This is a genomic window from Citrobacter sp. S39 (genome assembly GCF_009495675.1).
In the GTDB taxonomy this organism is placed as follows: Bacteria; Pseudomonadota; Gammaproteobacteria; order Enterobacterales; family Enterobacteriaceae; genus Citrobacter; species Citrobacter freundii.
Map to the genome: position 1 here is coordinate 251,199 of NZ_CP045555.1, position 24,087 is coordinate 275,285.

Genomic DNA, 24,087 nt, shown 5'->3' on the forward strand with positions numbered 1-24,087 from the left:
CCGGATGCGATGCAATAGCGCCGCATCCGGAATTCAAAAATCAAACAACGCCGTGGTATTACGATACAGCGCGTCAGCGATCACGTCCGCAGGTTCCGGGCGCAGTTCGCATAAGACGTCAAAGACTCTGACTACCTGCTCCGGACGATTAGGCTGCCCCTGAAAGCCGTTGAGCGGCATATCCGGCGCGTCGGTTTCCAGCAACAGCGACTCCAGCGGCAACTGCGCCATTACCTCGCGGGTTTTACTGGCGCGCGGATAGGTAATGGTGCCACCCACGCCAATTTTGTATCCCAGTTGCACAAAGCGTTCGGCCTGCTGCACGCTCCCGGAAAACCCATGCACCACGCCTGTTCGTGGCAAAGCATGGCGTTTAAGGTACATCGCCAGCTTGTCATGCGTGCGTCGCGAATGCAGGATCACCGGCAGTTCGTACCGCTTCGCCAGCTTAAGTTGCGCTTCCAGCACTCGCTCTTGCTTGTCGAATTGCGGATCGTCGCGATACAGATCCAATCCAATCTCACCTACCGCCACCAGCTTTTGTGGGCGCTTATCCAGCACCTGTTGCAACTGGTCCAGGCAGTCATCACTATGTTGTTCAATAACAATGGGATGTAGACCAAGCGCGGCAAATAACGGAGGATAATTTTCCGCTAACGCCAGTACACGGGAAAAATTCGCCGCCTGGGTGGCCGGAACGATAATGCTCTGTACACCAACCTCCGCCGCGCGCTGAATGCTGGCAGGTTCATCGCCGGTAAACGGCGGGAAATCAAAGTGACAGTGCGTATCGATAAAACGATAACTCACGCCAAATCCTCATTATTAAACGTTGTATCGTTGGCCTGAGGCGCATTGGCCACCACCGGCGCGTGGGCATCGTTGGCCACCGGCGCGGGAGGAACCACCACCGGTCCCGGCACCACAATCTTCGGCGTCTGACGAGGCAGCGGCACGTTTTTCCCCAGCAGTTTGCCGACGGTAGCGAGGAAGTAACGACCGCACAGACGTCCGGTTTTGTAGTCTTCCCGCAAGGCCGGAATACGGCTTCCCAACGCCATGCTGTGGAGCGGTTTGGGCGGGTAGATCTCAAAGATACGCAGCTTGCCCGGCGGTTTCTCAATAAAGCTCTGAATCGCGCGATAGGTGGCTTCATGGTGCTGCACCAGATTCAACAGTGGTTGCAGGCTGCTTTCACCCAGCCAGCGTTCCATACGCTTGAACCACTGCGGGGTGTAGTACATTTGCGAAGGCACAGTGCGGATAACCACCAGCGTTTTCGCCCCCTGCTTCGCCGCTTCCTGCACGGGAATGGCGTCGCTGACGCCCCCATCCAGGTAATTCACGCCGTCCAGCGCAACCCCTGTGCGGTAGAACCCGGGAATCGCGCTGGAGGCACGAATAAGATCGAGCCAGTTTTGCCGGTTCGGCGAAAAATAGCCCGGCGTGTAGTCATCACCCCGACAGGCGCACATATAAAACGCTTTCCCCGCGGCAAACAAGCGCTCAGCGTTGTCCATCGCCAGCGGCATTTGGGACGAGGTCGAATCCACCAGCCAGTCGAGATCGATTAAGTTTCCCCCGCGCACAAAGCGCACCGGGTCAAAAAACTCACGTCGGGTAGTGTAACGCATGATGACTTTACGACCGTAACCGGGCTGGTTACAGAGATAAGCTGAAAGGTTTTGCGCACCAGCGGACGTCCCGTAGAAGAGATCAAAGGGATTGAACTGCGCGCGCATGAATTCATCCAGTACGCCTGCGGTGAAGATGCCTCTTTGTCCCCCGCCCTCGCACACCAGCGCCATACTGCCTGGTTGAAACGGACGTAACGATAACGGCGCGATATTACCGAGCGTGACGGGTATTCTCTGCCCCACCTCTGCCTTCCTGTTGTTTTTGTAATAGGACAACAAAGTAACGCAAATTGCCTGCAGCTAAAACCGTAAAAGCCAGTCCGCTGGACTGGCTCAGTAGCAAGTTATCTTTACGGTTTACGTACTAGGGTCGTTTACGCCCGGTAAACAGGCTGACCAGAAACAGAATGATACCCACCACAAAAACAATTTTCGCTGCGCCTGCAGCGGTACCCGCCAGTCCACCAAAACCCAGTGCAGCGGCAATTAACGCGATAACCAGAAATATGATGCCCCATCGAAACATATGCTTCTCCTTTACCATAGTTAATTTCACCGCTTGATATGAGCGCTCAGGCTACCCATCGGCGATATTTTCAGTGTGGTGCACAATACGCCTCCCGACAAACGTCAGGAGGGCGAATTAAGTCTAATTAGTGAGTTTTGAGATCGTTTTTAACGCTTTTCACGCCATCAATCGCTTTGGCGATGCTCTCAGCGCGATCGCTTTGAGCTTGTGATTCAACGGTTCCTGAAAGCTGTACCACACCATCGGTGGTTTCAACTTTCACTTTGCGGGATGGGACAATATCATCGGCCAGCAGCTTGGCTTTTACTTCACTAGTGATTGCCGTATCGCCCGCATAGCCTTTAACGGAGGTTTCTTTACTATCACGCACGTGCAGTTTGTCGCTAACGGAGGTCACACCCTCAACGCCTTTCGCCACTTTCACCGCTTCTTCAGCCTGCGCCTGGCTTTCAACAAAGCCGCTTAGCGTTACTACTTTCTGATCGGTCTTGACGGAAATATCGGTGCTCTTAATGCTATCGTGGTCCACCAGCGCGGCTTTTACTTTCGCGGTGATGGTGCTGTCATCCATGAAATTACCGACTTTGTTCATAGAGCTATCGACTTTCTGCCCCGCACTTTCGACGCCGGATTGCGCTTTATCCATCGTGGCGTTTTCTGCATAAGCAGAACCCGTTGCAACAGCGGAGGTCAGCATCACGGCCAGCAGCGTTTTAGAAATCTTAAGTCCTGTCATTGTCATCGATGTATTCCTGTATGTTTTGCTAAAAGCCAGGCTCTGCCGTTACACGGCCTGAACCAGCAACTAATTTTGTAAGTGGAATAAATATCAGCAATAGAAGCTGCAACAGGCAGCCTAAAAAGCATTTAACGCCGATATTTATGTCATCACATTGTTAAATATAGTTCAGGATTTCGTGATCGCTGCCCGAGTTGACTAAAAAACAGGCAAACAAAAGAAAAACGCAAGGTTTTAAGAACATTCCGCAAGGGATTTTAAAGACAGGAAAAGTTGCAGGGCACGGCGGATACCGTGCCCTGGAAGGTCGATTAGTGTTCGCGTGTTTTACGGAACTGAACGTCCGGGTAACGTTCCTGGGTGAGATTCAGGTTAACCATGGTTGGCGCGATATAGGTGAGGTTATCGCCGCCATCCAGCGCCAGCTGAATTTCGTTCTTACGCTTAAATTCTTCGAATTTCTTCACGTCAGAACATTCTACCCAGCGCGCAGTCGCCACGTTGACGGATTCATAAATCGCTTCAACGTTGTACTCACTCTTCAGACGTGAAACCACCACGTCAAACTGCAGCACACCCACCGCACCGACGATCAGATCGTTGTTGGCGATCGGGCGGAATACCTGCACGGCACCCTCTTCTGACAGCTGAACCAGCCCTTTCAGCAGCTGTTTCTGCTTCAATGGATCCTTCAGGCGAATACGACGGAACAGCTCCGGCGCGAAGTTCGGAATACCGGTGAACTTCATCATTTCGCCCTGGGTAAAGGTATCGCCGATCTGGATAGTGCCGTGGTTATGCAGGCCGAGAATATCGCCCGGATACGCTTCTTCCACATGAGAACGGTCACCGGCCATAAAGGTGAGTGCGTCGGAGATCACCACGTCTTTACCAATGCGCACCTGGCGCATTTTCATGCCTTTCTCATACTTGCCGGATACCACACGCATGAACGCCACACGGTCACGGTGTTTCGGGTCCATGTTGGCCTGAATTTTAAACACGAAACCGGTGAACTTCTCTTCTGAGGCTTCGACGACGCGGGTGTCGGTTTTACGCGGCATCGGCGCAGGCGCCCACTCCACTAAGCCATCCAGCATATGGTCAACGCCGAAGTTACCCAACGCGGTACCGAAGAAGACCGGGGTGATTTCGCCCGCAAGGAACAACTCATGGTCGAACTCGTTGGACGCGCCCTGCACCAGCTCCAGCTCGTCACGCAGCTGCTGCGCCAGGTCTTCACCCACGGCAGTATCAAGTTCCGGGTTGTTAAGACCTTTAACAACACGCACTTCCTGAATGGTGTGGCCTTTACCGGTCTGATACAGGTAAGTTTCATCTTTATAAAGGTGATAGACACCTTTGAACAACTTACCGCAGCCAATCGGCCAGGTGATCGGCGCACAGCCGATTTTCAGTTCGTTCTCAACTTCATCCAGCAGCTCCATCGGATCGCGGATGTCACGGTCGAGTTTGTTCATAAAGGTCAGGATCGGCGTATCGCGCAGACGGGTAACTTCCATCAGCTTACGGGTACGATCTTCAACGCCTTTTGCAGCATCGATAACCATCAGGCAGCAGTCCACCGCCGTCAGAGTACGATAGGTATCTTCGGAGAAGTCTTCGTGCCCCGGGGTGTCCAGCAGGTTCACCAGGCAGTCATGATACGGAAACTGCATCACAGAGGTGGTAATGGAGATACCACGTTGCTTTTCCATTTCCATCCAGTCAGATTTTGCATGCTGGCTGGAGCCACGGCCTTTTACCGTACCGGCGGTCTGAATGGCCTGTCCGAATAACAGTACCTTCTCAGTAATTGTCGTTTTACCGGCATCCGGGTGAGAAATAATGGCAAAAGTGCGGCGTTTGGCCACCTCTTGCAAATAAGGAGACAACGTCATAGTCAAATCTTCTTAGGTAAGCACGGCAACGGGCCGGGCAAGTTGAATACGAAAAATTGCGGCTATTTTACCCATCAACGGGGGGGAGGCAATCAGTGTTTACACAGGAGCTGCTCCAGTTCGCTTAATGACGCTACGGTCCAGGTCGGCTGAATGCCCGCTGGCTGCTCGCGGTGGTGCGTATTTAGCCAGCAGGTGGATAGCCCGGCGTTAATGCCGCCAAGAATATCGGACTCTGCGGTGTCACCCACCATTAGCACGCGAGAACGGTCAGGATTGCCCGCCTGCTCCAGCGCATGGTCAAAAATACGGGAATCAGGTTTTGCCACCCCAACCTGCTCAGAAATCACCAGCAGGTCGAAATAATCGCGCAGCCCCGTCCGCTCAAGGCGGATTTGCTGCAACGCGGTAAAGCCGTTAGTAATGATGCCGATTTTCGCTTTATCACGAATCGCATTGAGCAGAGAAACCGCCCCCGGCAACGGCGAGCAGATCTCCGCCATCGCATTGATGAATGCATCATTAAGCTGGCCCGGTTCAACCTTCAGTCGTTCGGCCCAGCTCTGAAAACGGGCATGCTGCAGTTGTAATGAGGTAATCGCGCCGTTTTGGTAATCCACCCACAGCGGTTTATTCACGGCCTGGTAGTCCTGAAAATCTTCAGCGGTAAAGGTAATGCTATAGTCGAGAAACATCCGCTGTAAGCCGGTAAACGAGTCAAATGTAAACAGCGTTTCGTCGGCATCAAAGAAAATCCAGTCCCACTTCTTCATCATTACACCTTGTCTTACATGCTGATTGGCAACGCCATGATGATGGCGTCTTCGTGACCATCGGCCGTTGGATAGTAATTGCGACGGATCGTCGCCTCGTTAAAGCCTAAGCTTTCGTACAGCGCGATAGCGGCCGCATTCGAAGCGCGCACTTCAAGCCACAGCGTCAAAATGCCACGCTTTTCCAGCTCATCGATCAAATGCTCCAACAGCTCACGCCCCAGCCCACGGCGCTGAAAGTCAGGATCGACGGCAATATTGAACAGCGTAGCTTCATCCAGCACGACCTGCGTAATCGCAAAAGCCGCCATCACGTCATCAACCCTCAACTGAAAATTGAGATAGCGATCGCCCTGGTTGCTGGCAAATGTTTTTTCACTCCACGGAAAAGCGTGGGCGCGTTTTTCAATATGAAATGCTGCGGGTAAATCAGTCGGTTCGAGGGAAGAAATCGTGTTCATATGCGCAGATTTGTTGCCATAACGCGGCGCGTGCCGCTGGGTTTTCCCGTAATTCATTAAACGCAGGACTCTCGACCTGAGCGCCCTCCAGCAGCAGCGGCTCTTCAGTTCCCAGCCGCCAGCTATTACAGCGACTGCCTTGCGGCAGCATGGCGACACGGTCAGGCGTCAGTTGTAAAACCTGATCCGGGCTGACGGTTAATGCGCGTAAAATATCGCTCATCAATGGTTCGGTTAGCTCGGGTAACTGTGCAGCAACCATCACCAAACGGACATGCGCAGGAATGGAAATCGCGATCTCGCCCTGCAGTGCGCCAGGACGACGCAACGACCACTGCGTAATGCCCAGTTGCTGTAACTGCCAGTCTCGTCGGGATGTCATAGCGAAACACTCCTGTCTATCAGGGGCGCAAATATAGCAAATTTGTCGAATCCGTGCCATCAAACAACTATAATCCCCCGCTGTACAATTTAAGGAGCATTCCATGTCTGCTTTTACCCCGGCAAGTGAAGTCTTGCTGCGCCACAGTGATGATTTCGAACAAAGCCGTATTCTGTTTGCCGGTGATTTGCAGGATGACCTGCCTGCCCATTTTGAAAGTGCCGCCAGCCGAGCGCACACTCAGCAACTTCACCACTGGCAGGTGCTTAACCGCCAGATGGGCGACAACGTCCGCTTCAGCCTCGTCGCGCAGGCCGATGACGTTGCCGATAGCGATACGCTGATCTACTACTGGCCAAAGAATAAGCCAGAAGCCCAGTTCCAGTTGATGAACATTCTGTCGCTGTTACCGGTTGGCACCGATATTTTTGTTGTCGGTGAGAATCGCAGCGGCGTACGTAGCGCAGAGCAGATGCTGGCCGAATACGCACCGTTAAACAAAGTCGACAGCGCACGTCGCTGTGGCCTGTACCACGGTCGTCTGGAAAAACAGCCGGTCTTTGATGCAGAAAAATACTGGGATGAATACCAGACAGAAAATCTGACCATCAAAACGCTGCCGGGCGTCTTCAGCCGTGACGGCCTGGATGTTGGCAGCCAACTGCTGCTCTCCACGCTGACGCCGCACACCAAAGGCAAAGTGCTGGATGTCGGCTGTGGCGCAGGCGTTCTCTCCGTCGCCTTAGCCAGCCACTCGCCGAAAGTGCGCTTAACCCTGTGCGATGTTAGCGCCGCCGCCGTTGAAGCCAGCCGTGCAACGCTTGCAGCCAATGGCATTGAAGGTGACGTCATCGCCAGTAACGTCTTTTCTGACGTAACGGGCCGATTTGATATGATCATCTCCAACCCACCGTTCCACGACGGAATGCAGACCAGCCTTGATGCCGCGCAAACGCTGATTCGCGGCGCCGTGCGTCATCTGAACAGTGGCGGTGAACTGCGTATCGTGGCAAACGCCTTCCTGCCTTATCCGAAGATTCTGGATGAAGTGTTTGGCTTCCACGAAGTTATCGCGCAGACCGGGCGCTTCAAGGTCTATCGCACCATCATGACGCGCCAGGCGAAAAAAGCCTAACCGCTGTAGGCCAGATAAGGCGTTTACGCCGACATCCGGCATGACATCGAGCAACGCCGGATGGCGCTATCGCTTATCCGGCCTGCATAAAACGCCAAAGCCGAAGAAACGCCTTTTTTTTCGGCAATCACGTTAAGTTCGATAATTAACAGTTGACGCCCTGCATAAAATCTCTAGAATTCGCCTCCGTGGTAACGATACTTTTTGAGTGTCGATGGTATGCGAAGGTGGCGGAATTGGTAGACGCGCTAGCTTCAGGTGTTAGTGTCCTTTCGGACGTGGGGGTTCAAGTCCCCCCCCTCGCACCATAATCCACGTTGATATTGCTCGCACTGGGCGAAGGTGGCGGAATTGGTAGACGCGCTAGCTTCAGGTGTTAGTGTCCTTAGGATGTGGGGGTTCGAGTCCCCCCCCTCGCACCAACGAGGCGATATCAAAAAAATAAGATGACTGTGCGAAGGTGGCGGAATTGGTAGACGCGCTAGCTTCAGGTGTTAGTGTCCTTAGGATGTGGGGGTTCGAGTCCCCCCCCTCGCACCAATTATCTTATTTCCCTCTCGATTTCCTTCTCTAGTTTTGTTCATCCCTGATTCCAGTTCATCATTACCAGAACAATGCCACCTATCAGCGCCGCGCAAGAAGGTAACAAAACAAAGTGCCGTAAACGCTTGTGGTACAACATGAGCGAAGTCAGTAGTAATCCTAATACAATCATCACCTTCCATACGTAGACCGACAGGTCGCTATATGCCATCCCGGCAATCAGCATTCCCGGCAGCAAAACACCCCATCCACTGCCCAGCGTACGTTGCAACATGATTCCACCTACGACATTGATAATGATAACCAATATCATATGATAAAATTTCTCATTTGTCAGCCGTGAAACACTATCAATTATATGAGTTTTACTTAACGATTGATGACACGAATAATCCAAGGTGATAAATTGCTCACCGGTTAGCTCTTCAACTAAAAACAATAAAAACCTCTGCGAATGATACCCCGTTCGTTATTTGTTTTATTTACCAACACACCTTCGTACATTGCAGATAACTAACAATATTTACCTATGACAGTACAATCCTGGCGAACTCTGCGCACCAAAAAATACCAACTCTCTTTACGACTGTTTCTGCTGCTCAACGCAGTCTCCGCGCTGTTTACGCTTTTTTTCCCACTGTTTGCGGTCAAAGCCTTATCAGTACCGGCGTTGCTGATGCTGGTGATGAGTACACTGCTGCTGGTATGGCATGGGAAATACGTGGATAAAAGAATTAATCTCCCTTTTATTTCAATCGTTTTTGGCTTGTTATGGGCGTTACACATATTATTGAAATATAATGCTCTAGGTCAGAATGATTATTATTTCCTGTTAATAGCGCTTCTCAGCGTACTGTTTATTGGCTCTATCGCTTTTGCCAATAATATCATCGCGTTTACGCTCCACTCACTTCCCTCCGTCGCAGTTTGTTTATGGCTTAACGGCAGCGAGCATGGTTTGCGGATTTTCTATTTTATGGCGCTGCCTATGGCCGGTATCGCCATCCAGCATGTGATACAAAAGCGCTACGATGGGTTCGCTCAGCAACTGATGTACAAACTGCTGGAGGAACGAGAAACCCTGAACGGGCTCAGCATGCTCGACCCGCTAACCGGTTTGTATAATCGCCGGGGGCTGCAACACCGGCTCGATACGCTGTTAGCCTTAAGTAATTCGAGACACTTCGTTCTGCTGCTGGATATCGACCATTTCAAATCCTATAACGATCATTACGGACATATGATGGGCGACCAGGCGTTGATCCGTGTTTCTGCCGCCATCCGAGACTCCGTCCGCTCCAGGGATGTGGTGGCGCGTTTTGGCGGTGAAGAGTTTATGATTTTGCTGACCGCGGTCGATCCACAGCAGGCCCAGGCAGCCGCCGAACGTATCCGCCAGAAAGTGTACGACCTTAAAATCCCTCACATGTTTAATGAGAGCGTGGCAACCAACGTAACCGTCAGTATCGGCATTGCACCTCTGGTCGAACAGGATATTGATGCTGCTATTGCCAAAGCGGATAAAGCCCTTTACGAGGCGAAGAATCTTGGGCGTAACAATACTCTGGTCAGCGATGAGCTACGGGTAAACTGCCCTTCTACCTGAGTTTTCTGTGCGCTGCCACCGGAGATGGCGACAAAGATCTTGCTATCGCTTAACACCAATTATAGGATTAGCAATCATTATCATTAAGATTAACATCCTTATATCGACATGGCTTATCGTTCCGCACCGATCGTTGAAGATGTCATCTGGCGTAGCCATCTCCCCTCAGAGATGCCCTCGCTGGCTGCTGCCGTACGCGCAACGATAGCCAAAACTCGCGAGCACTTGCTGGACTTCATTCGTCTTGACGAAACGCCTGTGCCAGGTGCAATGACGCTGCATGAATGGACGCAACCGACGACGCTAAGTTCATTGCTCGCTGTTTATTCAGACCATATCTATCGCAACCAGCCCACGCTGCCCCGCGAAAATAAGCCCCTGATATCTCTTTGGGCGCAATGGTATATCGGTCTGATGATGCCCCCGTTAATGGTGGCCCTGCTGACGCAAAAAGAGGCTATAGACGTCTCTCCTGAACACATGCACGTAGAATTCCACGAAACGGGCCGAGCAGCCTGCTTCTGGATCGATGTCCATCAGGATCATCTGGCTACAGCCCTGTCTCCTCAACAACGCATGGAAACGCTGATTATCTCAGCGCTAACGCCGGTTGTGCAGGCGCTGGAAGCGACGGGTGAGATCAACGCAAAGCTTATCTGGAGCAACACCGGATACTTAATTCACTGGTATTTAACGGAAATGAAGCCGTTGTTAGGTGAAGAACTGCTGACCACGCTGCGCCAGACCTGCTTTTTTGAGAAACAACTTTCCTGCGGTCAGGATAATCCTCTATGGCGTACCGTTGTTCCGCGTGAAGGGCTGTTAGTGCGCAGAACCTGCTGCCAACGCTATCGCCTGCCTGACGTTCAGCAATGCGGAGACTGCACGCTGAAGTAAGCGAGGAGCCGTAGCCCCTCGCCAGATATTTATGCAACCTGCTGGTTTTCCTCTTCCATACGCTGCGCTTCTTCTTTTTCCTGCGCTAATAGCTGCTTTTCGTAGACCTTAAAGAACGGGAAGTAGATAACGGCCGATACCAGCGCCAACAGCACCACCAGGATAGCCGCACGATAATCCCAACCTAACGCCCATGCGGCGCCAACCGGTGCTGGGGCCGTCCAGGGAACTACTGAAATTACCCGCCCAATTAAATCCAGTTTCATCGCCGCCCACGCCAGTACCGCATTCACCATCGGAGCCAGCAGGAAGGGGATAAAAAACACCGGGTTCATGACAATCGGCGTACCGAATATCACCGGTTCGTTAATATTAAAAATGCTGGGGACCACGCTCAGACGCCCAATCGAGCGTAGATGAGCGGAACGACTCCGCAGATAGCAAATCACCAACCCCATCGTCGCGCCGGAACCACCAACCACAATGAAGAATGTCCAGAACGCTTCCATAAAGATATGCGGCAACGGCGCACCCTGCGCCAGCGCCGACTGGTTCATCCCGAGATTGGTGAGCCAGAACATTTGCAGCATTCCCGACACAATAGCCGCGCCGTGAATACCGGCAAACCACAGCAGATGGCCGATCAATACCGCCAGCAGGATCGCTGGGAGAGAATCTGCAGCCGACACCAGTGGTTTGAAAATGGCCATAATGGCCTGCGGGATCAGCATGTCAAACTGCGACTGTATCACCAGGCTTAGCGGGTACAACGTTAGCACCACCACCAGCACCGGGATCAGCAGATCGAAAGAGTTTTTGATCATCGGCGGCACCTGATCGGGTAAACGGATGCCAATGTTGTGCGCCTTCAGGAAGCGCATCATTTCAACGCAGTAAATGGCTACCAGGATGGCGGTGAAAATCCCCGTTCCTCCCAGACTATCAATCGGCATCGTGCCTTTGGTTTTTGGCGCGGCAATCAGCAAAAAAGCCATGATTGATAGCATCGCACACATAAACGGATCTAACTGATGCGACTTCACATAGTGCTTGCCCAGGTTATAAGCAATAGCCGCACATATGTAGACCGACATGATCCCCATCGTCATATCAAACGGTGTGAGGATTTGGCCTTCAAACTGTTTTGCCAAATCCAGCCACGCACGGGCGAATCCCCAGGTGGTATCCGGAGAAAATGGCGGATAGGCAAAAACCAGCAGAAAAGAGCCTACAATCATAAAAGGCATCGCCGAAATAAAACCGTCACGAATAGCCATGACATGACGTTGTGAAGAGATGCGCCCGGCAACAGGGCTAACATAGTTTTCAACAAAGCGGAAAATCACGTTAAACACAGCATGGTTAGTAGACATAGCCGTTCTCCCGTTGTGCAAAATCCTGCAACCGTGTTGGCATCAACACCACCACGTAAAGCCCATTACCACTTTTCGCAACCGTGCCGGGAGGAACACCAGCACTACCGCTATTCGAGTTAAGTTTCATAGATGGCTCTTATTATGTGATACAGAGGAAGTGACAACTTCAGTATTAATCGTCATTTCAGCATTCTGCAACCGGTTACTGTAACCGGTTTCTTTGATTGTGAAGACGATCGAAAAACTGCTAATGTTGCTATGTTGTTACAATAAAATATTTACAGTGCGGTTGCCCCTATGACAAATTACATCCTGCATGTTTTCTGCTGTGCAGGGTTATCTGTAAGCGATAGGGAGAGAAGAATGAGTTTGCAATCAGTACGTCAATTCCTGGCGCAACATGCACCAGATATTGAGATTATCGAATTAGATCAGAGCACAGCAACCGTTGATCTGGCAGCAAAAGCCCATAACGTTGAACCTGGCCAGATAGCGAAAACACTTTCGCTAAAGGTGAAGAACGACATCATCCTGGTCGTGGCAAAAGGTGATGCCCGACTGGATAATAAAAAGCTAAAGAGTACGTTCGGTGCCAAAGCCCGTATGTTGAGTAGTGATGAGGTCGTGAGCGCGACGGGGCATCCCGTTGGCGGCGTTTGCCCCTTCGGATTAGAAACACCGATTTCAGTGTACTGTGATGTTTCTCTGAAGCACTACGCTGAAGTGTTGCCTGCCGCAGGTGCCATCCACAGCGCTGTTCGCATTACGCCTGAGAGAATGGCTGAACTAACTTCTGCCACCTGGGTGGATGTCTGTCAGTAAGGTTATAATACGCCCCGTGCCGGTTGCTCACACCAGCACGTTACGATTAGCATTGCCGTTAAGAAACCGCCTGTAGAAATGGAGCGGGTTCACCTGCGCGCAGGTACAGCAGGATATCTGCCGCATCAAGCAGTCCGGCATCTGAGCTCACGCCCAGTTTAGACATCACATTAAATTTATGTGCCCGAATGGTTTTAATATTCCGCTCCAACTGAACGGCTATCTGCGGCATTGAATATCCATTCGACATAAAGCGCAGAATTTCTCGTTCTGTTGGACTGAGCATGCGGCATTGATTGATATACCAGTGATTTTTAGAACCTTCGGTTCCCCGGCTGGGACCGTTCAATGCCGTAAATAATGCGTTCTGCAGCACGGTTAACGAAGATGATTTGCTTACAACACCATCTAACGGCAACGGCGACAAAGAGCCAATCAAGCGCGCTTCAGCGTCATCATCGGCAATTACCACCCGGCGAATCCGCGGGAAATTTACCGCCAGTTCAGTCAGATAAGCCAACCCAGCCCGGCGATCGGTTCTGATTGCAGAGAGGGAGAAAATAACCGCCGAAAACGACATCTTTAACATTGCCTGACTAAAAGTGGGCTGGCTAGAAAAGAGATGAAGTTTATATTGGTCATCTGGCATGGTATTAAATAAACTATTAATACCTACACTGCTCATTGTACACTTTTCTACCAGTGCAACGTTTCTTTTGATGATTCTGCTTTCCATTCCGTGGTTTCTCCATAAACTGAAGGTAAATTAAGTTCTCGCGATCCTTGAGAACTATTTATCCAGGCATACATTTCTGCATTGCTATTTATCGACAAGCGACGCATAGCGCTATTCTTTTGGGCACTGATTGTTTTATTGCTTTTCTTCAGCAACATCGCAATCTGATTAATTCCCCAGCCTTTCCCAAGGAGGCGCAGCACTTTCCTTTCAGAGAGAGTGAGGACTATTGAGCGCGCGCTATGATCTAACAATTGCGGCATGGCAGGTGGAGAAAGTAGTGTCTTACTTATTCTTTCTGCTCGCGCATTTCCTGCGTGAATGACGCTCACTAAACTTTCTATCGGCTCTGCATCAGAGAGTAGCGAACTGACAGGACACATCAGTAGCTCAATAGCCAAAGGATAAAAAATACGAGAGACGAGAAAGACCCAGTGAATATCACGGTATTGAGATAATAAAGAATAATATTGTTCGCAGACTGAACGAGGATAATTGCAGTCTCCAGTTAAATCAGCAATAACCAAATCAGCATACCGTAATTGTAATAATGTTAGCTCTTCAACAGAACGACAGTATGTGAGTTCGTAATCGGCAAACTGCGCCTGTATTATACCTTTAAGCCCGGTCTGTATAATCGGTGATTTACTAATAATAATTGCGTTTTTGCAGCGTCCTTGCAACATATCCCCTCCACACTCACCAGTCCGTAATCGTACTTAATTCAGTTTTCCCGAATAAATTAATAGCCATTAATTCACGAGAAAATACTCCGAACAATAAACGGGGTGAATTGCTTATCCTTGGCGTTTATTAAAATAAAAGTATTGGCACTACAATCCAGATAAAGCCAAACTGTCAAGCTATTATTACATGATTACGCATAAATACGTTATTTGTAAAATTAAAATAACTACAATAGGTCGTTAGCATGGCTTATGTATTTGCCATCCGGATAAATAACGCTACATTACAGTCATGCGCCCTCTCATACCTCGGCGGGTGGGGAGTGTTAATATGCCATAACCGTATCGTCGGTGTCTTTTTTCGACACAAAGATTGATCTTAGCCAGAGCCAGCGGGCTCATGCTTCATGATAAAAGTAAACATTCGTCACTCAAAGAGATCCTTTTCAGTCAGAGCGAACCATGCAAACAGAGCAGTCGTCACAGCGAACGGTTACACGGTTATGTATTCAATGCGGTCTTTTTTTACTTCAGCATGGGGCAGAAAGCGCGCTGGTTGACGAGCTTTCCACCCGCCTCGGGCTGGCGCTTGGCATGGATAGTGTAGAAAGCGCTATCTCCTCTAACGCTATCGTCCTGACCACCATTAAAGACGGGCAATGCCTGACATCAACGCGAAAAAATCAAGATCGCGGCATTAATATGCACGTCGTGACAGAAGTGCAGCACATTGTCATTTTGGCGGAACATAAACTGCTGGATGTTAAAGGCGTAGAGAAACGCTTTAGCCAGATTAAACCACTGCGCTATCCAAGATGGCTGGTCGCCCTGATGGTCGGTTTATCCTGCGCCTGTTTTTGTAAACTCAATAACGGCGGATGGGATGGTGCGGTGATCACCTTTTTCGCCAGCATGGTGGCGATGTATATCCGCCAGATACTGGCATCCCGGCATTTGCATCCGCAAATCAATTTTTGCATCACCGCCTTTGTGGCGACCACCATTTCAGGTTTGCTGCTGACGTTGCCGACCTTTAGCAATACTCCGACTATCGCTATGGCCGCCAGCGTGCTACTGCTGGTTCCGGGTTTTCCGTTGATCAACTCCGTCGCGGATATGTTTAAGGGACACATTAATACCGGACTCGCTCGCTGGGCTATTGCCAGTCTGCTTACGTTGGCGACCTGTATTGGCGTGATCGTGTCGATGACCTTATGGGGGCTGCGCGGATGGGCGTGATCGATTTCATACTGGCGCTGATGCAGGATATGATCCTGTCGGCGATCCCAGCGCTTGGCTTTGCCATGGTATTCAATGTCCCCCATCGGGCGCTCCCATGGTGCGCATTACTCGGTGCACTCGGTCACGGCTCACGAATGGTGATGATGACCGCAGGGTTTAATATTGAATGGTCAACATTTATGGCGTCGCTGCTGGTCGGCTGCATTGGGATCCAGTGGTCGCGCTGGTATCTGGCGCATCCGAAAGTCTTCACCGTCGCGGCAGTGATCCCTATGTTTCCGGGGATCTCCGCCTACACAGCCATGATCTCAGCGGTAAAAATCGGCCATTTTGGTTACAGCGAAGTGCTGATGATTACCCTGCTGACCAACTTCCTGAAAGCCTCATCGATTGTCGGTGCGCTCTCCATCGGTCTGTCCGTGCCAGGATTATGGCTGTATCGCAAACGTCCACGCGTTTGACGGTACACTTTCTTTAATGCCGTGCAGAGAGGGGAATCTCCCCTCACCTGCTGCTCTCCTTCTTCTCTGTGTTACTATAAAAGCAGTCCCCTTCTCGGTTGTTGTTCAGTATTGAGAAACATTATGCCCTGCAAAATTTTGACGCCAGACGTCACGAGCATTGACGCCTTACTACACGATCACCACGCTGTGCTGGCCAAGTCTGCGGGTGGCGCCGTAGCCGTATTCGCTAACAATGCACCAGCGTTTTACGCGGTGACGCCTGCGAGACTGGCTGAGCTGTTGGCGCTTGAGGAGAAACTGTCACGCCCGGGAAGCGATGTGACATTGGATGATCAATTTTATGAAGAGCCGCAAACCGCTCCCGTTGCCGTGCCAATGGGGAAATTTGCGATGTACGCTGCCTGGCAGCCTGATGCCGATTTTCAGCGTCAGGCCGCTTTATGGGGCGTAGCGTTGCGAGAGCCGGTTACTGCTGAAGAACTGGCCTCATTTGTTGCCTACTGGCAGGCTGAAGGCAAAGTCTTTCACCATATTCAGTGGCAGCAAAAACTGGCGCGCAGCATTCAGATTGGACGGGCCAGCAATGGCGGAATGCCAAAGCGCGATGTGAACAGCGTCAGTGAACCTGACAGCCACATTCCACCGGGTTTTAGAGGATAACGATGAAAAACGTTGGCGACCTGATGAAACGTCTGCAAAAAATGATGCCACCTAATGTCGAGCCCGCCTTTAAAACGGGCGAGGAGCTGCTGGCATGGCAAAAAGAGCAAGGTGAAATTCGTGCCGCAGCGCTGGCCCGCGAAAACCGGGCCATGAAAATGCAGCGCACATTCAACCGTTCCGGTATCCGTCCGCTGCATCAGAACTGTTCGTTCGAAAACTATCGGGTTGAGTGCGAAGGTCAGATGAACGCCCTGAGCAAAGCCCGCCAATACGTTGAAGAGTTTGACGGCAACATCGCCAGCTTTATCTTTTCCGGCAAACCCGGCACCGGCAAAAACCATCTGGCCGCCGCCATCTGCAACGAACTGCTATTGCGCGGCAAGTCGGTACTGATCATTACCGTGGCCGATATCATGTCGGCGATGAAAGAGACGTTCAGCAATCGTGAAACCAGCGAAGAACAGCTGCTCAACGATCTGAGCAATGTGGATCTGCTGGTGATCGACGAGATCGGCATGCAGACCGAATCCCGCTATGAAAAAGTGATTATTAATCAGATTGTCGATCGCCGTTCATCCTCAAAACGTCCGACCGGCATGTTAACTAACAGCAATATGGATGAAATGAACAAGCTGCTGGGCGAGCGCGTGATGGATCGTATGCGCCTTGGCAACAGCCTGTGGGTCATTTTTAACTGGGAAAGCTACCGTAGTCGGGTCACCGGTAAAGAGTATTAACGTATTAGGACCACTCCTAAGACTGCCAGCGCTATACTGCGCTGAAAAGGCATAACACGAGTTGCATATAATGATGAAAACTACCAAACGTCTGCTGTGCTGTGCGCTTGCCGCCAGCACGCTCATCTCCACCAGCGTTTTCGCTGCCTCCTGGCAGGACTCGCTCTCCAGCGCGGCCAGTGAGCTGAGCAAACAAAGCTCCGGCTCGCAAAGCAGCTCGTCGCTCTCTTCCCTGACCAGCCTGCTGAATGGCAGTAATCAGTCGTTGACCTCCAGCAGCATGAATAACGCCGCCGGGATCCTGGAATATTGCGCGAAACAGAAGCTGGCCTCGGTCACCGACACGCAAAACGTCAAAAACCAGGTACTGGATAAACTGGGGCTCAGTGCTCCTGAGCAGAAGCAAGACACCAACTATATGGACGGGATTCAGGGTCTGCTCAACGCCAAAGATGGTCAACAGCTGGACCTGAACACGATTGGCAACAGCTCGCTGGCGAAGCAGGTTAAAACCAAGGCCTGCGATCTGGTGTTAAAACAGGGCATGAACTTCATTTCCTGACGCACGACATGCCGCGTATAACCTGCGCGGCATCTATTTTTTACCCCATTACATTCACACGTTAAATAACCAGTAAATCCCCTGCAAAAAACACACATATCTAAACCAATTCTGAATAACAACGTAATTTAATGTCACTACAATTGCAGCAATATAACATCGCTATTACATTGTGCTTTCCCCTAATGATTAGCCTGCCAGGCATGTGCCCGGTTTATTGAGGATCGACCGTTGTCAGAATTAATCTCCATCACTCTGTTTCTCGCTTCAGTGCTGATTTACGCCTGGAAAGCGGGTCGCAACACCTGGTGGTTTGCCGCCACGTTAACGGTGCTGGGGATTTTTATTGTCCTGAATATCACGCTGTACGCCAGTGACTATTTCACCGGCGACGGGATCAATGACGCGGTACTCTACACGCTGACCAACAGCCTGACCGGCGCGGGGATTGGAAAATATATTTTGCCGGGGGTCGGCATCGCGCTGGCGCTGACGACGGTTTTTGTCGCGCTCGGTTGGATCCTGCGCCGCCGTCGCCATCACCCGCATCATGTGGGTTACAGTCTGCTGGCCCTGCTGCTGGCGCTGGCCTCCGTTGACGCCAGCCCGGCGTTTCACCAGATAACCGAACTGGTGAAGTCGCAGTCGCGCGATGGCGATCCGGATTTCACGACGTATTATAAAGAGCCGTCGAAAACCATTCCCAACCCGAAGCTGAACCTGGTGTATATCTACGGTGAGAGCCTCGAGCGCACCTATTTTAATAACGACGCGTTCCCGGATCTGACCCCGGAACTCGGCGCGTTAAAAAATGAAGGTCTGGATTTCAGCAATACCATGCAACTGCCGGGTACCGATTACACCATCGCTGGCATGGTCGCCTCCCAGTGCGGTATTCCGCTGTTTGCGCCATTTGAAGGCAACGCCTCGGCGTCGGTCTCAAGTTTCTTCCCTAACAATATCTGTCTGGGCGATATCCTGAAAAACTCCGGCTATCAGAACTACTTTGTGCAGGGTGCCAACCTGCGCTTTGCCGGCAAAGACGTGTTCCTGAAATCTCACGGCTTTGACCATCTGTACGGTGCGGAAGAGTTAAAAAGCGTGGTGGCGGACCCGGCCTATCGTAACGACTGGGGCTTCTACGACGATACCGTGCTGGACGCAGCTTGGAAAAAATTCGAAGAGCTTTCGCGCTCGGGCCAGCGTTTTTCACTGTTTACCCTGACCGTGGATACCCATCATCCGGATGGATTTATCTCACGTAGCTGCAACCGTAAACGTTATGACATCGACGGGAAGGCCAACCAGTCGTTCAGCGCGGTCAGTTGCAGCCAGGAAAACATTGCCGAATTTATCAATAAAATCAAAGCATCGCCGTGGTTTAAAGATACCGTTATCGTTGTTTCTTCCGATCATCTGGCGATGAACAACACCGCATGGAAGTATCTGAACAAGCAGGATCGTAACAACCTGTTCTTCGTGCTGCGCGGCGACCAACCGCAACAGGACACGCTGGCGGTAAAACGTAATACGATGGATAACGGCGCAACGGTACTGGATATTCTCGGCGGCGATAACTTTATCGGTCTTGGCCGTAGCAGCTTGTCGAGCGAATCCGTGTCGGAAGTATTCCTGAACATTAAAGAAAAAATGCTGGCGTGGAAGCCCGATATCATTCGCCTGTGGAATTTCCCGAAAGAGATGAAAGAGTTCACCGTCGACCAGGACAAAAATATGATCTCCTTCTCCGGCAGCCATTTCCGCTTGCCGTTGCTGCTGCGTGTATCGGACAAACGCGTCGAGCCGCTGCCGGAAAGCGAATACTCGGCCCCGCTGCGCTTCCAGCTGGCTGATTTTGCCCCGCGCGATAACTTTGTCTGGGTCGATCGCTGCTACAAAATGGCGCAACTGTGGGCGCCGGAGCTGGCGCTTTCTACCGACTGGTGCGTTTCACAGGGTCAGTTAGGCGGGCAGCAAATTGTGCAGCACGTCGACAAAGCCAAATGGAAAAGTAAAACCGTATTTAAAGATACGGTGATCGACATGGAGCGCTACAAAGGTAACGTCGATACGCTGAAAATTGTCGATAACGACATTCGCTACAAAGCAGATAGCTTCGTTTTCAACGTGGCGGGCGCGCCGGAAGAGGTGAAACAATTTAGCGGTATTTCACGCCCCGAATCCTGGGGACGCTGGTCCAATGCGCAGCTCAGCGAAGAAGTAACGATTGAGTACAAAGCCCCGCTACCGAAGAAATTCGATCTGGTCATTACCGCGAAAGCCTTCGGTGACAATGCCAATCGTCCGATCCCCGTGCGCGTTGGCAACGAGGAACAGACGCTGGTGTTAGGCCATGACGTCAGCACCACTACCTTACATTTTGATAACCCGGCGAATGCCGATACGCTGGTTATTGTTCCACCCGATCCGGTCGCCACCAACGAGGGCAATATTCTCGGTCACTCACCGCGTAAGCTGGGGATCGGGATGGTTGAAATCAAAATAGTGGCTGCTCAGGGATAAAAAAACAGCGCCCAACACCACACCGGGCGCTGCATGGCAACCTTATTCCAGACTGTTCACCGCCTGGCGCATACCCTGCACCAGAATCATCTCCAGGTTGGCCGTCACCTGCCCGGCAAGCCCAGGTAACAACGTCAAATCCTCTCCCCAGTGCGCCGCATCGCCAAGCACTGAATCCACCAGTTCACGCAGCGTTAAATCATTGCCAACTCGCGGCCACAGGCTGGCATAGAGGCTTACCCACTGCTCATCATCCTGTATCGGATAGCGTTCCCCGTTACGCTCTGCGCGATAAAACGCCAGCAGCGCAGCGAGGGCAAACGTTAACCGCACTGGCCAGCGTCCATTTTGCTCACCCGCCAACAGTTGCGGCAAAATTCGGGTGCGGAATTTAGTCATTCCGTTAAGCGCAATGGAAAGCAACTGGTGGCGAATGTAGGGGTTCTGAAAACGCCCGCTCACCGCGTCGGCAAATTCTCGCAGTTCGTCCGCCGGGAGATCCAACACCGGAATAATCTCCTCACTAATCGCCCGCTCGACAAAGCGGCGGATATCAGCATCCTGCATCGCCTCGCCAACGGTCTCCAACCCGCACAGCCACGCCACCGGCACCAGCGCCGTATGCGCGCCATTGAGAATAGCGACTTTGCGCTCTTTGTACGGTTTGATATCGCTCACTACACGGATATTCAGCGGACACTGCGCCAGCTTCAGCTCCTCTGCCAGCCACTGCGGCCCCTGGATCACAAACAGGTAAAAATGCTCCGCGGTATCGAGAAACGCATCGTGATAGCCAAGTGTAGCCTCCAGCGCAGCGGCTTCTTCGCGCGGGTAGCCGGTGACAATACGGTCAACCAGCGTGGAACAGAACGTGTTTGCCGTCTCCACCCAGTCGGCAAATGCCGGAGGAAGCTGCCACTCCTGCGCATACCGCAGCACCAGGGTTTTGAGCGCCTCACCGTTATAGTCGATAAGCTCGCACGGGATAATTACCCAGCCCTTATCCACCGCGCCCTCAAAGTGGTTAAAGCGCTCCAGCAGCAGGCGCGTCAGTTTGGCCGGAAAGCTCACTGGCGGCGCATCATCCACACAGTCTGCCGCGTGATAGCTAATTCCGGCTTCGGTAGTATTTGAAAACACAAAACGGATATCTGCATTGTGCGCCAGCGCCAGATACGCCGCGAAATCCTGGTACGGGTTGATTTCGTTATTCACCGAACGGATAAGCCGCGCCTCACTCACCGCCTCACCCTGCTCGTTTAGCCCGCGAATAAGCGTGGTATACAGCCCGTCCTGGGTATTCAGCGACGGCGGGAAATCGGTATTAATTGGCCGAACGATGGTCACGCCAGCGTTCAGATCGGTATGCTCGTTAAGGATATCCAGTTGCCAGTCGACAAACGCCCGCAGAAAGTTACCTTCTCCAAACTGGATCACACGCGTTGGGTAGCTGGCTCCCGGAAAATCACGTCGATTCAATGTTTTCATCCTGTTTTCCCTCTCAGAACGTGATCACGCCTTTAATCAGTTCACGGTTATTGATTACATCCCGCTCGTAGATTTCAGCCAGTGTGGCAAACGCATAACGGTGCGTAAGCATCATGTCGGCGGTCAATTTGCCTTCCGACATCAGGCGGCCCACTTTGGCGAAATCTTCCGGCGTGGCGTTGCGACTGCCCATCATGGTGGTCTCTTTCTTGTGGAACTCAGGGTCAGAGAACTGCAAATCGCCTTTAAACAACCCAACGAAAACGATGCTGCCACCATGACGAATCAAATTCACCGTGTTATTCATCGCATGCTGATTCCCCGTGGCATCAATCACCTTTTGCGCCAGCGAACCGCCAAACTGAGCGCGCAGCTGCGCATCAAAATCTTCAGCGGATGGGTCGATAACCGGGAGTCCCAGGCGGGAAACCACATGCTCCCGGCGCGCAGGGCTGGTATCCGCCACCACCACCTGAGCACCGTCGGCTTTGGCAATCGCCGCCGCGCCAAGACCAATCGGACCCGCCCCCACCACCAGCACCTGCTCGCCAGGCAGTACGGCAGCCCGGCGCACCGCATGTGCGCTGATGGCATAAGGCTCAATCAGCGCCGCCGCCTGCGGGTCAATCCCCTGCGCATCCAGCAGGTTGGTCACCGGAACGGACAAATATTCACTGAAACCGCCATCCTGGTGCACGCCAATTACTGAAATCTTCTCGCAGCAGTTGGTGCGTCCGCTCAGGCATGCCGGACACTGCTGGCAGGCCACGTAAGGAATAACCGCCACCTGCTGACCATTTTTCAGATTCTGTATATTCTTACCCAGCCCGACAATTTCCCCACATATTTCATGCCCTAATACACGTGGGTAGCTGAAAAAAGGTTGATTGCCACCCCAGGCATGAATATCGGTACCACAAATCCCTACCGATTTAATTTTTATTAATGCTTCACTCTCACCCGGAATAGGTATTTCGCGTTCTTTCCAGACTAATTTTTTAGGTTCCTGGCAAATCAACGTATTCATCGTAGACATGATTCTGCTCTCCTGTTTTTTGTTGCCTCAGATATCAACGAAAATAAAAAAGACGGAGAAAGCAGAAACACAATCTGTGAATCCCAGCGCATAAAAATGTTTTAAATCGGGTTTTAATAGATAAAAAGGAGAAGCCATGAGCCGTTCGCAGAACTTACGCCACAATGTGATTAACCAGATTATCGATGATATGGCGCGTGGTCATATCCCTTCCCCGCTCCCCTCACAAAGTGCACTGGCAGAGATGTACAACATCAGCCGCACCACCGTGCGCCATATGCTGAGCCACTTAGGCGAGTGCGGCGTGCTGACCCAGGTCGGCAGCCACTATGTTATCGTGCGTAAACCCGACCATGACGACGGTTTTGCCTGCACCACCGCCTCCATGACCGAGCAAAACCGGATTTTTGAGCAGGCTTTTTTCACCATGATCAACCAGCGCCAGCTGCGTGCAGGCGAGAGCTTCTCCGAACTGCAGCTTGCCAGAGCCGCGGGCGTCAGTCCGGTAGTCGTACGGGAATATCTTTTAAAATTCGAACGTTACAACCTGATCAAAAACGAAAAACGCGGTCAGTGGAGCATGAAGCAGTTCGATCAGGCCTATGCGGAGCAGCTGTTTGAACTCAGAGAAATGCTGGAAACCCATTCCCTGCAACATTTTCTCAATCTGCCCGACGATGACCCACGCTGGCTGCAGGCGAAAACGCTGCTGGAACGCCACCGGATCCTGCGCGACAGCATCGGCAGCAGCTTTCGTATGTTCTCGCAGTTAGACCGTGAGTTTCATGCCTTGCTGCTCTCTGCTGCCTATAATATATTTTTCAATCAATCACTTGAAATCATCTCCGTGATTTTCCACTTCCACTATCAGTGGGATGAGAGCGACCTCAAACAACGCAACATCATTGCCATCGATGAGCATATGACCATCCTCAGCGCGCTGATCTGCCGCAGCGACCTGGATGCCACCCTGGCGCTTTGTAACCATTTGAATTCAGCCAAACAATCAATGATTCGTTCCATCAACCAGAGTCATAGCGCCGCCCATTAAGTACCGATAAAAAACAGCAAATCATTACCGGGAGCACGATTTTATAAAAATAAAAACGCCTGAAAAATACCTCTTGCCTATGCTCACGCTAAGTCGAC

The 24,087-nt window shown here is 51.6% G+C and carries 25 protein-coding genes and 3 tRNA genes; 14 read left to right on the top strand and 14 right to left on the bottom strand.

Going from position 1 to position 24,087, the window contains the following annotated elements:
* Nucleotides 1-33: 33 nt before the first annotated feature.
* The 8 genes from GFB57_RS01095 to holD all read right to left on the bottom strand — a co-directional run bounded on the left by GFB57_RS01095 (nucleotide 34) and on the right by holD (nucleotide 6,422).
* The gene (locus GFB57_RS01095) at nucleotides 34-810 is read right to left on the bottom strand and encodes a metal-dependent hydrolase (protein ID WP_003019050.1); all 777 of its coding nucleotides are present in this window, start codon (nucleotides 808-810) and stop codon (nucleotides 34-36) included.
* Nucleotides 807-1,880, bottom strand: a complete 1,074-nt coding sequence (locus GFB57_RS01100) for a patatin family protein (protein ID WP_003019052.1) — start codon at nucleotides 1,878-1,880, stop codon at nucleotides 807-809. Before GFB57_RS01100 ends, GFB57_RS01095 begins: the two co-directional genes overlap by 4 nt.
* A 121-nt stretch (nucleotides 1,881-2,001) precedes the next feature.
* Nucleotides 2,002-2,163, bottom strand: a complete 162-nt coding sequence (locus tag GFB57_RS01105; protein WP_003019081.1) for a DUF1328 family protein — start codon at nucleotides 2,161-2,163, stop codon at nucleotides 2,002-2,004.
* Between the two features lie 127 nt (nucleotides 2,164-2,290).
* On the bottom strand, nucleotides 2,291-2,908 hold the full coding sequence (gene osmY, locus GFB57_RS01110) for a molecular chaperone OsmY (RefSeq protein WP_003019084.1): 618 nt from the start codon (nucleotides 2,906-2,908) through the stop codon (nucleotides 2,291-2,293).
* 308 nt (nucleotides 2,909-3,216) lie between these two features.
* Nucleotides 3,217-4,806, bottom strand: a complete 1,590-nt coding sequence (gene prfC, locus GFB57_RS01115; protein ID WP_003019086.1) for a peptide chain release factor 3 — start codon at nucleotides 4,804-4,806, stop codon at nucleotides 3,217-3,219.
* Nucleotides 4,807-4,898: 92 nt separating this feature from the next.
* Nucleotides 4,899-5,579: a pyrimidine 5'-nucleotidase gene (yjjG, locus tag GFB57_RS01120; RefSeq protein ID WP_003019088.1), complete on the bottom strand. Its 681-nt coding sequence runs from the start codon at nucleotides 5,577-5,579 to the stop codon at nucleotides 4,899-4,901.
* Nucleotides 5,580-5,593: 14 nt separating this feature from the next.
* Nucleotides 5,594-6,040, bottom strand: a complete 447-nt coding sequence (gene rimI, locus GFB57_RS01125; RefSeq protein WP_003019092.1) for a ribosomal protein S18-alanine N-acetyltransferase — start codon at nucleotides 6,038-6,040, stop codon at nucleotides 5,594-5,596.
* A complete protein-coding gene (gene holD / locus GFB57_RS01130; RefSeq protein ID WP_003019094.1) occupies nucleotides 6,009-6,422 on the bottom strand; it encodes a DNA polymerase III subunit psi in 414 nt (137 codons plus the stop codon). The genes rimI and holD overlap by 32 nt, the downstream gene beginning before the upstream one ends.
* Before the next feature lie 103 nt (nucleotides 6,423-6,525).
* Between holD and rsmC the strand changes: the two genes are divergently transcribed.
* The 4 genes from rsmC (at nucleotide 6,526) to GFB57_RS01150 (ending at nucleotide 8,097) form a co-directional block, all read left to right on the top strand.
* Nucleotides 6,526-7,557 (top strand): 16S rRNA (guanine(1207)-N(2))-methyltransferase RsmC, encoded by a 1,032-nt coding sequence (gene rsmC, locus GFB57_RS01135; protein ID WP_003019097.1) that lies wholly within the window; start codon nucleotides 6,526-6,528, stop codon nucleotides 7,555-7,557.
* A gap of 221 nt (nucleotides 7,558-7,778) precedes the next feature.
* Nucleotides 7,779-7,865 (top strand) — tRNA-Leu (locus GFB57_RS01140).
* Nucleotides 7,866-7,893: 28 nt separating this feature from the next.
* Nucleotides 7,894-7,979: transfer RNA gene (locus GFB57_RS01145), tRNA-Leu, on the top strand.
* Between the two features lie 32 nt (nucleotides 7,980-8,011).
* Nucleotides 8,012-8,097 (top strand) — tRNA-Leu (locus GFB57_RS01150).
* Between the two features lie 40 nt (nucleotides 8,098-8,137).
* On the opposite strand, the gene GFB57_RS01155 is transcribed toward GFB57_RS01150, so the two are convergent.
* Complete coding sequence (locus GFB57_RS01155) at nucleotides 8,138-8,374, bottom strand: DUF1435 domain-containing protein (protein WP_003019100.1); 237 nt, start codon at nucleotides 8,372-8,374, stop codon at nucleotides 8,138-8,140.
* Between the two features lie 255 nt (nucleotides 8,375-8,629).
* Here GFB57_RS01155 and GFB57_RS01160 point away from each other — a divergent pair, with 255 nt between their 5' ends.
* Both GFB57_RS01160 and fhuF read left to right on the top strand, forming a co-directional pair.
* Complete coding sequence (locus tag GFB57_RS01160; RefSeq protein ID WP_003019105.1) at nucleotides 8,630-9,706, top strand: diguanylate cyclase; 1,077 nt, start codon at nucleotides 8,630-8,632, stop codon at nucleotides 9,704-9,706.
* 108 nt (nucleotides 9,707-9,814) lie between these two features.
* Complete coding sequence (gene fhuF / locus GFB57_RS01165; protein WP_008322135.1) at nucleotides 9,815-10,603, top strand: siderophore-iron reductase FhuF; 789 nt, start codon at nucleotides 9,815-9,817, stop codon at nucleotides 10,601-10,603.
* A 29-nt stretch (nucleotides 10,604-10,632) separates the two neighbouring features.
* On the opposite strand, the gene GFB57_RS01170 is transcribed toward fhuF, so the two are convergent.
* A complete protein-coding gene (locus tag GFB57_RS01170; RefSeq protein WP_003019111.1) occupies nucleotides 10,633-11,976 on the bottom strand; it encodes a PTS cellobiose transporter subunit IIC in 1,344 nt (447 codons plus the stop codon).
* Between the two features lie 366 nt (nucleotides 11,977-12,342).
* Here GFB57_RS01170 and GFB57_RS01175 point away from each other — a divergent pair, with 366 nt between their 5' ends.
* The gene (locus GFB57_RS01175; protein WP_003019114.1) at nucleotides 12,343-12,801 is read left to right on the top strand and encodes a YbaK/EbsC family protein; all 459 of its coding nucleotides are present in this window, start codon (nucleotides 12,343-12,345) and stop codon (nucleotides 12,799-12,801) included.
* A 58-nt stretch (nucleotides 12,802-12,859) separates the two neighbouring features.
* On the opposite strand, the gene bglJ is transcribed toward GFB57_RS01175, so the two are convergent.
* Together bglJ and GFB57_RS01185 are read right to left on the bottom strand one after the other, a co-directional pair.
* A complete protein-coding gene (gene bglJ, locus GFB57_RS01180) occupies nucleotides 12,860-13,537 on the bottom strand; it encodes a DNA-binding transcriptional activator BglJ (RefSeq protein WP_008322137.1) in 678 nt (225 codons plus the stop codon).
* On the bottom strand, nucleotides 13,498-14,223 hold the full coding sequence (locus tag GFB57_RS01185; protein WP_003019119.1) for a response regulator transcription factor: 726 nt from the start codon (nucleotides 14,221-14,223) through the stop codon (nucleotides 13,498-13,500). Before GFB57_RS01185 ends, bglJ begins: the two co-directional genes overlap by 40 nt.
* Nucleotides 14,224-14,685: 462 nt before the next feature.
* On the opposite strand from GFB57_RS01185, the gene GFB57_RS01190 reads away from it, so the two are divergent.
* The 6 genes from GFB57_RS01190 (at nucleotide 14,686) to opgB (ending at nucleotide 20,414) form a co-directional block, all read left to right on the top strand.
* Nucleotides 14,686-15,462 carry a threonine/serine exporter ThrE family protein gene (locus GFB57_RS01190; protein ID WP_003019122.1) on the top strand — a complete coding sequence of 259 codons (777 nt, stop codon included), beginning with the start codon at nucleotides 14,686-14,688 and terminating at the stop codon, nucleotides 15,460-15,462.
* On the top strand, nucleotides 15,453-15,926 hold the full coding sequence (locus GFB57_RS01195; protein WP_003019127.1) for a threonine/serine exporter: 474 nt from the start codon (nucleotides 15,453-15,455) through the stop codon (nucleotides 15,924-15,926). The genes GFB57_RS01190 and GFB57_RS01195 overlap by 10 nt, the downstream gene beginning before the upstream one ends.
* A 123-nt stretch (nucleotides 15,927-16,049) precedes the next feature.
* Nucleotides 16,050-16,589 carry a primosomal protein DnaT gene (gene dnaT / locus GFB57_RS01200; protein WP_003019130.1) on the top strand — a complete coding sequence of 180 codons (540 nt, stop codon included), beginning with the start codon at nucleotides 16,050-16,052 and terminating at the stop codon, nucleotides 16,587-16,589.
* Between the two features lie 2 nt (nucleotides 16,590-16,591).
* Nucleotides 16,592-17,329: a DNA replication protein DnaC gene (gene dnaC / locus GFB57_RS01205; RefSeq protein ID WP_003019133.1), complete on the top strand. Its 738-nt coding sequence runs from the start codon at nucleotides 16,592-16,594 to the stop codon at nucleotides 17,327-17,329.
* Nucleotides 17,330-17,399: 70 nt separating this feature from the next.
* On the top strand, nucleotides 17,400-17,891 hold the full coding sequence (locus GFB57_RS01210) for a DUF2501 domain-containing protein (RefSeq protein WP_003830016.1): 492 nt from the start codon (nucleotides 17,400-17,402) through the stop codon (nucleotides 17,889-17,891).
* 231 nt (nucleotides 17,892-18,122) lie between these two features.
* A complete protein-coding gene (gene opgB, locus GFB57_RS01215; RefSeq protein WP_003019139.1) occupies nucleotides 18,123-20,414 on the top strand; it encodes a phosphatidylglycerol--membrane-oligosaccharide glycerophosphotransferase in 2,292 nt (763 codons plus the stop codon).
* Between the two features lie 42 nt (nucleotides 20,415-20,456).
* On the opposite strand, the gene GFB57_RS01220 is transcribed toward opgB, so the two are convergent.
* Together GFB57_RS01220 and GFB57_RS01225 are read right to left on the bottom strand one after the other, a co-directional pair.
* Nucleotides 20,457-21,902 (bottom strand): tagaturonate reductase, encoded by a 1,446-nt coding sequence (locus tag GFB57_RS01220; RefSeq protein ID WP_008322146.1) that lies wholly within the window; start codon nucleotides 21,900-21,902, stop codon nucleotides 20,457-20,459.
* A 13-nt stretch (nucleotides 21,903-21,915) separates the two neighbouring features.
* A complete protein-coding gene (locus tag GFB57_RS01225) occupies nucleotides 21,916-22,938 on the bottom strand; it encodes a zinc-binding alcohol dehydrogenase family protein (RefSeq protein ID WP_003019144.1) in 1,023 nt (340 codons plus the stop codon).
* Between the two features lie 136 nt (nucleotides 22,939-23,074).
* On the opposite strand from GFB57_RS01225, the gene GFB57_RS01230 reads away from it, so the two are divergent.
* A complete protein-coding gene (locus GFB57_RS01230; protein WP_290366924.1) occupies nucleotides 23,075-23,989 on the top strand; it encodes a GntR family transcriptional regulator in 915 nt (304 codons plus the stop codon).
* Nucleotides 23,990-24,087: the final 98 nt, after the last annotated feature.

Bases quoted from the DNA above. Each gene is read 5' to 3' on its own strand.
- GFB57_RS01105 (WP_003019081.1), bottom strand. From the start codon at position 2,163: ATGTTTCGATGGGGCATCATATTTCTGGTTATCGCGTTAATTGCCGCT.
- osmY (WP_003019084.1), bottom strand. From the start codon at position 2,908: ATGACAATGACAGGACTTAAGATTTCTAAAACGCTGCTGGCCGTGATG.
- prfC (WP_003019086.1), bottom strand. From the start codon at position 4,806: ATGACGTTGTCTCCTTATTTGCAAGAGGTGGCCAAACGCCGCACTTTT.
- yjjG (WP_003019088.1), bottom strand. From the start codon at position 5,579: ATGAAGAAGTGGGACTGGATTTTCTTTGATGCCGACGAAACGCTGTTT.
- rimI (WP_003019092.1), bottom strand. From the start codon at position 6,040: ATGAACACGATTTCTTCCCTCGAACCGACTGATTTACCCGCAGCATTT.
- holD (WP_003019094.1), bottom strand. From the start codon at position 6,422: ATGACATCCCGACGAGACTGGCAGTTACAGCAACTGGGCATTACGCAG.
- rsmC (WP_003019097.1), top strand. From the start codon at position 6,526: ATGTCTGCTTTTACCCCGGCAAGTGAAGTCTTGCTGCGCCACAGTGAT.
- GFB57_RS01155 (WP_003019100.1), bottom strand. From the start codon at position 8,374: ATGTTGCAACGTACGCTGGGCAGTGGATGGGGTGTTTTGCTGCCGGGA.
- GFB57_RS01160 (WP_003019105.1), top strand. From the start codon at position 8,630: ATGACAGTACAATCCTGGCGAACTCTGCGCACCAAAAAATACCAACTC.
- fhuF (WP_008322135.1), top strand. From the start codon at position 9,815: ATGGCTTATCGTTCCGCACCGATCGTTGAAGATGTCATCTGGCGTAGC.
- GFB57_RS01170 (WP_003019111.1), bottom strand. From the start codon at position 11,976: ATGTCTACTAACCATGCTGTGTTTAACGTGATTTTCCGCTTTGTTGAA.
- GFB57_RS01175 (WP_003019114.1), top strand. From the start codon at position 12,343: ATGAGTTTGCAATCAGTACGTCAATTCCTGGCGCAACATGCACCAGAT.
- bglJ (WP_008322137.1), bottom strand. From the start codon at position 13,537: ATGGAAAGCAGAATCATCAAAAGAAACGTTGCACTGGTAGAAAAGTGT.
- GFB57_RS01185 (WP_003019119.1), bottom strand. From the start codon at position 14,223: ATGTTGCAAGGACGCTGCAAAAACGCAATTATTATTAGTAAATCACCG.
- GFB57_RS01190 (WP_003019122.1), top strand. From the start codon at position 14,686: ATGCAAACAGAGCAGTCGTCACAGCGAACGGTTACACGGTTATGTATT.
- GFB57_RS01195 (WP_003019127.1), top strand. From the start codon at position 15,453: ATGGGCGTGATCGATTTCATACTGGCGCTGATGCAGGATATGATCCTG.
- dnaT (WP_003019130.1), top strand. From the start codon at position 16,050: ATGCCCTGCAAAATTTTGACGCCAGACGTCACGAGCATTGACGCCTTA.
- dnaC (WP_003019133.1), top strand. From the start codon at position 16,592: ATGAAAAACGTTGGCGACCTGATGAAACGTCTGCAAAAAATGATGCCA.
- GFB57_RS01210 (WP_003830016.1), top strand. From the start codon at position 17,400: ATGATGAAAACTACCAAACGTCTGCTGTGCTGTGCGCTTGCCGCCAGC.
- GFB57_RS01220 (WP_008322146.1), bottom strand. From the start codon at position 21,902: ATGAAAACATTGAATCGACGTGATTTTCCGGGAGCCAGCTACCCAACG.
- GFB57_RS01225 (WP_003019144.1), bottom strand. From the start codon at position 22,938: ATGTCTACGATGAATACGTTGATTTGCCAGGAACCTAAAAAATTAGTC.
- GFB57_RS01230 (WP_290366924.1), top strand. From the start codon at position 23,075: ATGAGCCGTTCGCAGAACTTACGCCACAATGTGATTAACCAGATTATC.